The 10661-nt window shown below is 58.5% G+C and carries 9 protein-coding genes; 7 read left to right on the forward strand and 2 right to left on the reverse strand.

The window, feature by feature from the left end:
- Positions 1-82 precede the first annotated feature (82 nt).
- From WBG04_RS18100 to WBG04_RS18130, 7 genes are all read left to right on the forward strand, one after another.
- Positions 83-538, forward strand: a complete 456-nt coding sequence (locus WBG04_RS18100) for a hypothetical protein (RefSeq protein ID WP_424316116.1) — start codon at positions 83-85, stop codon at positions 536-538.
- 85 nt (positions 539-623) lie between these two features.
- A complete protein-coding gene (locus tag WBG04_RS18105) occupies positions 624-1145 on the forward strand; it encodes an STAS domain-containing protein (protein WP_424316117.1) in 522 nt (173 codons plus the stop codon).
- A gap of 25 nt (positions 1146-1170) precedes the next feature.
- Positions 1171-2610, forward strand: coding sequence for a PP2C family protein-serine/threonine phosphatase (locus WBG04_RS18110; RefSeq protein WP_424316118.1), 1440 nt, complete (start codon positions 1171-1173; stop codon positions 2608-2610).
- Positions 2611-2660: 50 nt separating this feature from the next.
- Positions 2661-3239 (forward strand): nucleotide exchange factor GrpE, encoded by a 579-nt coding sequence (gene grpE / locus WBG04_RS18115; RefSeq protein WP_424316119.1) that lies wholly within the window; start codon positions 2661-2663, stop codon positions 3237-3239.
- A 4-nt stretch (positions 3240-3243) separates the two neighbouring features.
- Complete coding sequence (dnaJ, locus tag WBG04_RS18120) at positions 3244-4389, forward strand: molecular chaperone DnaJ (protein WP_424316120.1); 1146 nt, start codon at positions 3244-3246, stop codon at positions 4387-4389.
- A gap of 7 nt (positions 4390-4396) precedes the next feature.
- Positions 4397-5107 carry a 16S rRNA (uracil(1498)-N(3))-methyltransferase gene (locus WBG04_RS18125; RefSeq protein WP_424316121.1) on the forward strand — a complete coding sequence of 237 codons (711 nt, stop codon included), beginning with the start codon at positions 4397-4399 and terminating at the stop codon, positions 5105-5107.
- Between the two features lie 100 nt (positions 5108-5207).
- On the forward strand, positions 5208-8189 hold the full coding sequence (locus WBG04_RS18130) for a hypothetical protein (protein ID WP_424316122.1): 2982 nt from the start codon (positions 5208-5210) through the stop codon (positions 8187-8189).
- A 7-nt stretch (positions 8190-8196) separates the two neighbouring features.
- Here WBG04_RS18130 and purB read toward each other — a convergent pair whose 3' ends face one another.
- Together purB and WBG04_RS18140 are read right to left on the reverse strand one after the other, a co-directional pair.
- A complete protein-coding gene (purB, locus tag WBG04_RS18135; RefSeq protein WP_424316123.1) occupies positions 8197-9636 on the reverse strand; it encodes an adenylosuccinate lyase in 1440 nt (479 codons plus the stop codon).
- Complete coding sequence (locus tag WBG04_RS18140; RefSeq protein ID WP_424316124.1) at positions 9629-10558, reverse strand: 3-methyladenine DNA glycosylase; 930 nt, start codon at positions 10556-10558, stop codon at positions 9629-9631. Before WBG04_RS18140 ends, purB begins: the two co-directional genes overlap by 8 nt.
- Positions 10559-10661 lie beyond the last annotated feature (103 nt).

The raw sequence follows: 10661 nt of genomic DNA on the forward strand, positions 1-10661 counted from the left end.
GGGAAGCTTTTCCCCGCTTCTATTTCAGTCTTGGGAGCTTTCCGGATTGGCAAGGCGGGTGGGCTTGCTTGAATGCCGGGAGATGACTTTTTGGAGATACCTGCCGCTTGTGGTGCTTGGGCTTGTTGCTGGTTGCGGCTCACCGGAGGCGCTGGAGGTAAAGCCGTTTCATATCCGGGAAGTGAGTCTGGGAAATGAGGGAGAGCCGCTAATCGACGCTGAAGAGAGGCGCCGCATGCATGGGGCGGTGGGCGTGCGTGAGCAGGAGCAGCGACTGGGACACTACTACAGCATTCAGTGGCGCGATGACTCGGTTGGCCAGCCGGTGCGGGTGAAGTTCGAGTATCAGCAGGCGTCGACGGCGAGCAAGGTGCTCGTGAAGGTCCAGGATTTCGATGGTGAGAGCCGGGAAGGGAAGGCGGAGTTCTCGATCATTGGCGACGACTATCTCAAGGGTGGGCGAGTGCTTTCCTGGAAATGCACGCTGCTGCGTGGCGGTCAGGAGGTGGCGAGCCGCCATTCCTACCTCTGGGAGTGACGATTTCGTTGGATGCGCGGTTGACCGAGGGGCGTTTGGGGTCCTAAGTAGAGCGAGACGGTTGTTCGCCGTTACAAAGCACCCCGTGAGTCTGGAAAACGCCATTTCGTTCGGCACCTTCGACGAGTTCACCTGGATCCGTTGTGAGGGAAAAGGTTCATTCCTTCAGAGCCCTGCATTGAAGGAGCGTGCGGAAAAGAGTCGGGAAAAGGGTGAAACCCATTTCGTGATTGATCTTGAGGCCTGCACTGGCATGGACTCCACCTTCATGGGGTTTCTTGCCGGGCTCGCCAGCCGCGTTTCCAAAGACAAGGGACGGGTGATGATCGCCTCTCCCGGGGACAAGAATCGGCGTTCTCTCGAGGATTTGGGCTTGGACTGCCTGCTGGATATCGCTCCTTCCGACGCCTCCTGGGTTGGCAAGGAATCGGAAATCCGGAAGAAACTTAAGCCGTTTCGCCAAAACCGTCTCCCAGATACCAAGGATCGGGCACAGCACGTGCTGGATTCCCATCGCACTCTGGCATTGACCAGCGAGGAGAACGCAAAACGCTTTGCGACGGTCCTTCAGGTCTTGGAGAACGAGAAGTCCGAAAAGGGCTCGTGATCGGCCAGGGCAGCTAGATGAACCCATGGATCGGCTGATTCCCTACATTTTGCTTCTCGTCGCGGTGATCGGGCTGGGGATTACCATCCGCGTGTTCAACCGTCGGCTCAAGAGGACGAACGACGAATTGGTCGCCGTGGAAGGCGAGGAAGAACGCATGTTCAACTACCTTCACGACCTCGGTCTCGCGATTGGCGAGGACACCACGCAGGCGGGGCTTTCAAAGATGATCGTCGATGGCGTCAATGATGTGGTTTCGGCGCGTGGCGGTGCCTTGTATTTACTGGATGAAGCCGGTGAGAAGCTCCATCCTAAGTATCTTTCTCAGGACTGCCCGGCATTGGTGGGAGTTCCGAAGAAGGTGCGCAAGAAGGCCGAGTTGGACCCACGGGCGACGGAGAGCTTTTTGAGACTCTATCAGGCTCCCGCGGAGGGAGGGCTACTGGGAGAGGCCTTGGGAGCTAGTGGGGCGACTCGGGTTGCGGACCTTCGCTACCACGAGACCTTCCGTGAGGAGTCGGGCGATGGTTCGGGCGAGCGAGTGGAGGCGATGCTTTCGCCTCTGCGACACGGGGGAAAAGACCTCGGGGTTCTGGTAGTGGCGCGCACCGGCGAGCAGCCTGAGTTTTCTGAGAATGACTTCACGGTGTTTCGCTCCGCCGCCGAGCAGTCGGCTTTTGCTCTCGGCAATGCGATGATCTACCGCGAAGCCCACGAGAAGCGTCAGTTTGAGAGCGAGTTGCGAAATGCCAGCGAAGTCCAACGGGTGCTCCTGCCACAAGGTGAGCCCATTGTGCCCGGCTACCGCGTTTCCGGCACCAACGTGCCGGCCCGTATTATCAGTGGCGACTACTACGATCACCTCGATCTTGGTGAGGGGCGCCACGGGGTGGTGATCGCAGACGTTTCCGGAAAGGGAGTCGGCGCCGGTCTTCTGATGGCGATGTGCCGGAGCGTGCTCCGATCCCAGGCATGGGGAAAGTCCGATCCGGCAGAGGTGCTCGACGGCGTGAATCGGCAACTTTTCCCGGACATTCGTGAGGACATGTTCATCAGTCTTTTCTACGGCGTGATCGATGGTGACGGTGGCCTGATCCGCCTCGCCCGTGCCGGCCATGATGCGGCGCTGCTTTTCCGCGCGGCGGACGGCTCGATCGAGGAGATCAAGCCTCCCGGCCTGGCGCTGGGGATTGACGATGGGGACGTTTTTGCGCGGGTGACCAAGGTCATGGAGCTCCAGCTGAACTCGGGCGATCTGCTCCTTTTCTACACCGATGGGGTGAAGGAGGCGACGGATGCCGCGGGCGAGGAGTTCGGGATGGAGCGGCTTCGCCGGACGTTTTTGAAAAGCGCGACGCTTGGAGCCGAGGCCGCAGTGGACGCGGTCCAGAGGGATCTTGCCGAATTCTCGGGCGAGTCGCGGCAGATGGACGACATCACCTTACTGGCTCTGGAGAAGCGTTAAGCGCTTTGCAAGGGGTTGACGGAGGCGGCGGAGCGTGACAGGTAGCAGCCATGAATTCGCACGATCCGGAAGCGCGTCCGGCCGATGAAGAGGAAGTCGAGGCTTCCGAGCAGCTTGAGGCGGTAGAAGAAAGCGAGGAAACCGAGCCAAGTGGTGATGATTCTGCCGCCCTCGAAGCCGAAGTCCTGAAGTGGAAGGAACTGGCGATGCGGACCGCCGCTGATCAGGAAAACTACCGCAAGCGGGCGGCTCGTGAGCGGGAGGAAGCGGTGCGCTACGCCAACCAGTCGCTGCTGGAAGACCTGCTGCCGATTCTCGATAACTTCGAGATGGGGATGCAGGCCGCAGCTCAGGACAAGAGTTCGATGATTTACGTCGGTATGGACATGGTCCGGAAGCAGCTTGCGGAGTTCCTGAGCAACTGCGGGGCATCGGTGATCGAGTCTGAAGGGAAGCCCTTTGATCCCAACGTTCACGAGGCGGTTTCTCAGGAAGTTGCGGAAGGTGTGGAGGATGGCACGATCATTCGCGTGATGCGTCGGGGCTACATGCTGCGCGATCGCTTGCTTCGTCCGGCGACCGTCGTGGTTGCCCAGTCTGCGGATGAATCCGATACGGAGGAGAATTGATACAATGGGAGATCGCGACTTTTACGAGGTACTGGGTGTATCGAAGGATTCCAGTCAGGAGGAAATCAAGAAGGCCTACCGCAAGCTCGCGGTGAAATTTCACCCGGACAAGAATCCGGGAGATCATGAAGCCGAGGAAAAATTCAAGGAACTGGGCCAGGCTTACGAGGCACTGAGTGATCCTGACAAGCGTGCGGCTTACGATCGCTACGGGCATCAGGCCTTTGCCGGAGGCGGCGGTGGAGGAGCGGGCTACGGGGGCTTTGGAGGATTCCACGATCCGATGGACCTGTTTTCGCAGGTCTTCGGAGGGGCTTTCGGGGGCGGGTTTGAAGAGTTCTTTGGTGGCGGACGTCGTCAGAGATCGAACAAACAGCGCGGCAGTGATCTACGCTACGATTTGGAGATATCCCTCGAAGAAGCCGCGACTGGTGTCGAGAAGGAGCTCGAAATCGAGCACTACGTCGGCTGCAGTACTTGCTCCAACAGTGGTTCGAAAAGCAGTGGAGGATCCCGGCCTTGCACGACCTGTGGCGGCCGCGGCGTCGTCGCCCGGCAGGCGGGGATTTTCGTTCAACAAACCACCTGTCCCGAATGTCGGGGAGCAGGGGAAACGGTCGCGGATCCTTGCCCCAAGTGCGCGGGTGATGGTCGCGTCCAAAAACCAAGCCGGATCAAGATCCGCATTCCTGCCGGCGTCGAGAATGGCACGCGCTTGCGCTCGTCGGGGAATGGTGATGCCGGAGTTCGCGGAGGAGCGGCCGGGGATCTCTATGTATTTCTTGAGGTTGCCGAACATGACGTGTTTGAACGGGATGGCCCCGATCTGTTTTGTCGCATGCCGCTGCCATTCAGCACGGCAGCACTGGGCGGCGAATTGAAGGTGCCGACACTGGATGGGCAATCGTCGATCAAGATCCCTGCCGGCACTCAGGGCGGAACTCTGTTCCGTCTTCGTGAGCGAGGCATGCCGGTGCTATCAGGTCCCAGAAAGGGCGATCTTCACGTCGAAGTTCAGGTTGAAGTCCCGACCCGGCTCAACGGAACTCAGCAGGAAAAACTGCGGGAGTTCTCTGAATCGATCGGTGAACATAACTCACCGATGCAGGAGTCCTTCCTCGCGAAGGCCAAGCGTTTCTTCGGTTCCTGATACGCCCATGCCGCGATTCTATCTCGAACCTGCGGCATGGAACGGCGAGCCGGCGTTGGTCGCTGACGAGGCCAAGCATTGCTCAAGGGTTCTCCGCGCGAAGCCAGGCGACAGGATCACGGTCTTCGATGGAGAAGGTCGAAGCTCCGAAGCAGAGATCCTCGCTCTCACCAAGGGACGAGTGGACCTTCGCCTCGGTAAAGTCGAACTCGAAGCCGAGCCGAAGGTCCGAGTCGTGCTGGCACAGGCGGTGATCAAGGGCAAGGCGATGGACTGGCTGCTGCAGAAGGCGGTTGAGCTTGGCGTCGATGAAATCCAGCCCCTCGCCACCCGGCATGCCGTGGTCCAGCCGGGAGACGGCAAGGAAGATAAGTGGCAAAGGGCTGTCCTCGAAGCTTGCAAACAGTGCGGAAGGAGTCGGGTGCCTCGCGTTCTGCCAATCACCCTGATTGAGGATTTTTTTAGAAATACTCAAAGCCACCGGCGGATCATCGCTTCGCTGGGACCTGACGCTCAACCGCTGAGGGATCACCTGTCCAAGACGGCCGATCTGGAGAAAGTGATCTTTCTTGTCGGGCCAGAAGGAGACTTTTCTCAGGAAGAATCGCGTAAAGCCATTGATTCAGGCTGGTTGGAAGCCAACCTTGGAAGTCGAGTGCTCCGAAGTGAGACCGCCGCCGTCTTCTGTTTGGCGTCTGCCTCCTACGCGTTTTCGTAGGTGCCAACGATGATTAGCGTCTTGAGATAATTTAGTATTCCGGAACAATTCCGGTATCTTGAGAGGGGGTTTTCAAATTTTGGCGTTCGTTCTGACGTCGATGCCACTAGCGGCTTGGACACCGGTGTCGACCGGTCCCGCAGCCAGCTCGGGATTTTCCGTGGACACCTCAAGTCGCAACGATGTGGTGTCCTTTTGGCACGGAGCTTACATGCCATCCGAGCGCTATTGGGAGCGGATCAATTGGACTGGCAACTATGGATCGTCCGCAACTGGAGCCGAGGGGCAAATTTCGTCGGAGTTCGTCACGGACGTCGAGCGAAGGATCAATTTCGTTCGTGCCCTCTGTGGAGTGCCGGCAAATATTTCGATGAACACGGGAGCGACGGTCGTGATTGAAGCGGGCGACCTATACAGCCCGGCGGCATCGACCACCAAAGCGGCAGCTGTGCAGAGGTCGGCACTGATGGCGGCACTTGGAACCACGAGTTCGGCGATCAGTCATGACCCGGCGAGTAGTTTGGCTGGATGGACGCCTGCGGCCTGGAACGGTCACAACAAGAGTGCGATCTCGAAGGGCTTCTATGGGCCTGGCGCGGTCGATGCCTACTTTCGCGAAGATGTCTTGGGCATCTCGAATTGGAATTACGAAGCGGGTCACCGTCGCTGGCTGCTTGCGGTTCCGGTCACTGATATGGCAACGGGGGATACGCCGGGGGAATTCAATTCTTCGACCCTGAAGATTGTCCAGCCGAGCAATCTGATTTATGTGAAACCGAAGTCGGAGGAGTTGTCATCTGCCGCACCCCGTTTTGTTAGTTATCCCGGATCCGGCTTTTTTCCGGTCGAACTGAACACCCCCTTTTGGTCGCTTTCACATGGCGGTGCTGACTTCAGCGCTGCGACGGTCACAATGACCGATGGCAGTGGGACGCCGGTTCCGACTCAGATCGTTTCAACGCGGACGGGCTTCGCCGAGAATGCGATCGTTTGGAGGGTGCCAGAGGAAGTCAGGGCTCTGAGTGCGCCAAGTGATCGCACCTATCACATCACCGTTTCGTCAATCGGTGGCGGTGTTTCCAGCAGCTACTCGTGGTCGGTAACACTGATGGATCCGAACCGATTGACGGATCCGCTCGACTTGGATGGGCCGTCAAGGCCACTGGCCACGGTCAATACTCCCTACAGCCTGCCAAGTGTTCCCGGATCTGATTCGATGGAAACGGGATTCTTTCTGCGTGAACCGGCAACCTGGATCGAAGCGGCTGAGGATGGGACGGATTCCATGGTGATTGACCGGACTAGCCCATCTTTTGAGCTCCGTGCCCGCGTTCTCCAGTCGGCTCCGGGCTACCCAGACAACTATTTTACCGAGGGCAGCAAGGCCTTCCGGCTTACGTTTGCCACGGCCTATGACCCGCGCTTGAATTCGATCAGCGACGAGTCTTTCGAAATTGATCGGGAGATTATTGCGGGTTCGGACGCGAGCGTGGAGTTCCAGTTTCGCCGTGGCTACATGTCCCCAACGACCGCACTTGCCTGCGAACGTTCGATGGATGGGGGTCTGACTTGGGCGACTCTTGGATCACCCATCACCGGAGTAGGAAATGGCCAGGCAGATAGCGCTTTCAGCCTTCGCTCAATACCGATTCCGTCATCTGAAGAGCCCTTCAGGATTCGCTTCCGACTTTATCGGACCAATACCGCTGCTGGTTTCTACGATGATGAACGCTACCCAAAATATGCGACAGGCGCTTTCATCGATGAATTCCGCCTTGAAGGCTGCGATTGGTTGAGACCGGCTGGAGTGGTCGAGAGCTCGGCGACGGAAAGCTTCGTCGACTTTGGTTCGTCGACCACATCGATACCCATCGTGACCGGTCAGGAGTGGCATTTGAGATCCAGGCCAGTGATGGCTGGCAGGCGGTTTCCCTGGGGGCCGGCAAAGATTGTCGAACCCGTCGGGCCGCTGGGCCTGAGCGGGACGCTTGAGCCGTCGGTCGCAGGAGAAACCTATCAATTCGTGCCGGATCCAAGCGCTGAGTATCATCTCTTTGAGGTGGCGAGATTCAGTCCAAACGATTGGACCGAGGGCGCCGAATCCGGGACGCTGAGCGACATTGGTGACGGGACCTCATCCGCCTATGACCTGATCAGTAACAGGGCGGGTTACCAATCGGGTGGTAACTCAAGTTTTCGCCTGGGAGTGCAACCGTCCGACGGAGAGGACTACTTCGTGATTGAACGCGAGGTTCTGGCAACATCGAACAGTCAGCTCGATTTCTGGATTCGACGGGGTTGGTCATCAAATCAGCAGCTTGATGTTGAAGTGTCCACCGATGGAGGAGAGGCATGGTCTTCGGTTCACAGTCAGCCAGGCAGGAATATCGGAGATAATTCGGGAACGACTGTTAGTGTGGATCTCTCCGGCTTCGCGGGGCGGTCGCTACGCTGTCGTTTCGTGCTTCGAGCAAGTGGTGCTGTGAGTTTCAATACCACCCGCTCTGGGATGTGGATCGACGATATTAGCATGACCGGTGTCAACGAGGTCGCTTCGGCGACCTCATCTCCAGTAAACCTGGGTGCCGATGCGGTGATCTTTAATGCCGCTACAGCCGGCGGGAGTCCTGTGGAAGGCGCTAGCTATCGTTTGCGCATGTTTCCTGTTTCCTCCGGAGTCATGGGCGAGCCAGGACCATCACTATTTGTGACACCTCTGGCCGCTGTGCCCACGGGCTATGAGCTCTGGGCCGCGGAGCAGAGCCCGCCGCTGATTGGCGGTTTTGAGGATCTTGAGGAAACGGGCCGAATTCCCAACGGGGTTCGATACGCCTTTGGTTTGACCGCTTCGAATCAGGACGCGGCCATCGATACGATGCAACTGAGCTCAGATTTGCTGATTCTCGAACGGCGACTCGAAGTTCTCAGCGAGGGCGTGATCTACGAAGCGGAAATATCGAGTGATCTGCGCAACTGGTCGAGCGATGGCGTGGTCGTCACTCATGCCGACGGCTACCTGCGCGCCAGTGCCGCGCGTCCGGGAGGCGCGGCGTTTCTTCGCTGGAAGGTGAGCGAGGAATAGCGTGCGCTCAGAGGATTCCGCCCGGCTTGTAGGCGGCAGCTTCGGGATGGGTCGCGGTGAGCTTCGCTATCGACGAGGTGACTGCTGATATCTGAGAGCTTGCGGCACCCGCATTCCGTTCGCCTGATGCGACGATTGCCTCAAGTCGGTTGGCATCGAGAGGAATGCGTTCGTCTCCTGCCAAGCGTGCGACCAGATCGTTGGTCGCTGTTTTCCCGTTGCGAAGATCGTGCACCGTGGCGACGGCATGCTCCTTGATCGCCTTGTGTGCGGTTTCACGACCGACACCTGCCTTAACCGCCTCCATCATGATGGTGGTGGTCATCAGGAAGGGGAGATAGTGGGCGTTCTCCTTTGAAATCACGGCAGGATAAGCATCCATCTGATCGAGGACTGTTAGAAAAGTTTCGAAGAGGCCGTCGATTGAGTAAAAGGCATCGGGAAGCATGACCCGGCGGACAACCGAGCAGGAGACATCGCCCTCGTTCCACTGGTCGCCCGCCAGGCCCGAAGCCATGGTCAGATGGCCTTTTAAAATGACATGGAAGCCATTGACCCGTTCGCAGGAGCGGGAGTTCATTTTGTGGGGCATCGCGCTCGATCCCGTCTGACCTGGTGCAAATCCTTCGCTGGCCGTTTCGTGGCCAGCCATCAGCCGGAGCGTTTTGCAGAGTGAGGACGGGCCGCTGGCCAGGTCGGTGAGAGCGGCGACCACGCGAAAGTCGAGCGAGCGCGGGTAGACCTGGCCGACGTTCGTCCACACGGCTGGCATGCCGAGGTGGGCGACCACGCTTTCTTCAAGAGCGGTAACTTTCGCGGCATCGCCCTCAAAGAGCGAGAGTTGGTCCATCTGGGTGCCGACGGCCCCCTTGAGTCCGCGCACTTGATAACGGTCGACGAGGTCCTGAATGGCCGCGTGTGCCGAGAGCATTTCCTCTCCGAACATCGCGAGGCGTTTACCAAAGGTGGTCGGTTGAGCAGCGACATTGTGGGTCCGCGCGGTGATGACCAGATCAGCCCACTGCTCGGCACGCTTTGAAATCCGGGAGAGCGTGGCAATCGACTTGTCGCGAATGATCTGGAGGGAGCGGAAGACCTGAAGTTGTTCCACGTTCTCGGTGAGGTCGCGGGAAGTCATCCCCTTGTGAACGTGTTGGTGACCGGCGAGATCATTGAACTCCTCGATGCGCGCCTTCACGTCGTGCCGGGTGACCCGTTCGCGCTCCATGATCGAGGCCGTATCGACCTGCTCCTTGACCTTTTCGTAGGCGTCGATGGCCTCTTGTGGGATGTCCAGACCGAGGTCGCGCTGGGCCTTCATCACGGCGATCCAAAACTCGCGCTCGAGAACGATGCGACCTTCTGAAGACCAGATGGCTTGAATGGCGGGGGAGGCGTAGCGCTCAGCAAGGACGTTGGGAATCACAGGGGGGGCGTAATCAACCATTCGGCAGGTGGCAAGAACCGGGTGTGAGATCCTTCGCCGAAAGCACTCGATCAAGGATTTCGATGAGTTTCTCTCTCCGTTGAGCCGCTTCAGCCGCAAGTTGCCGCTGGACGATTTCGTATTCGTGGCGCCCATCGGAAGTCTCGATCCTGATGGGTTTCAGATCGTAGCATTCGAGGTCATAAGGGCTCGCGCGCATGTCCAGCTCACGGAGCCGAATCGCCAGTTCAAAGCACTCGATATGGAGATCCGAGCCGATCCAGGGCATGGCCTTGGAGGCCCACTTGTAGAGGTCCATATTGGCATGAACGCAGCCGGGTTGCTCGAACTCGGGACGGCTGTTGAGGCTAGGTTGGACGCGGTTCAATGGCTGTGCCTCCGGGTGGAAGAAGCGGAAGGCATCAAAATGGGTGCAGACGATCGAACGGTTTTCGACGACACGATCAATCTCCTGTTGGCTGAGTCGGAGGGGAGTCGATGCTTTGTGGCGGACCTCACAGCCCCGGTAGACCATCGCCCACTCGTGCAATCCATGGCAGGAGAAGACCGGCGTTCGGTTCTGCGTCTGATGGAGAAGTTCACGAATCCAGACCAGCCTGGCGGTTGCTTTGGCCGAGAGTTTTTCCGGATCGGCGGAGGTCAGCGTTTTCGCGGACTTGTAGGGAGCTCGTGAGAAAGGTGAATTTTCCTCGATGGGGCCGACGAGGGCCGTTCCGAATGGCGGGTGCCAGGTCTCGAGTTTTCCAAATGAGAAGGGGTAATAGGTGAAGAGAAAGTCTTCGATTGGGTGAGGGACTCCGCTCGATCGACGGCGGCGTGCAGGGCCGGTCCATTGTTCGGCGCGCCTGCGATGTGCCCCCGAACGGGAAAGCCATTCTGATTGTGGCAGAGTCTCGACCACGATGGAAAGTTCGTCGTTCATGGGAAAAGGCATCTTCCGTAGAAACGGCGAAGGCCACGGCATGGAAACCGTGGCCTTCATTGGTGGCGGGGACCGGATTTGAACCGATGACCTTCAGGTTATG

The sequence above is a fragment of the Haloferula sp. genome (assembly GCF_049672945.1).
Lineage (GTDB): Bacteria > Verrucomicrobiota > Verrucomicrobiia > Verrucomicrobiales > Akkermansiaceae > Haloferula.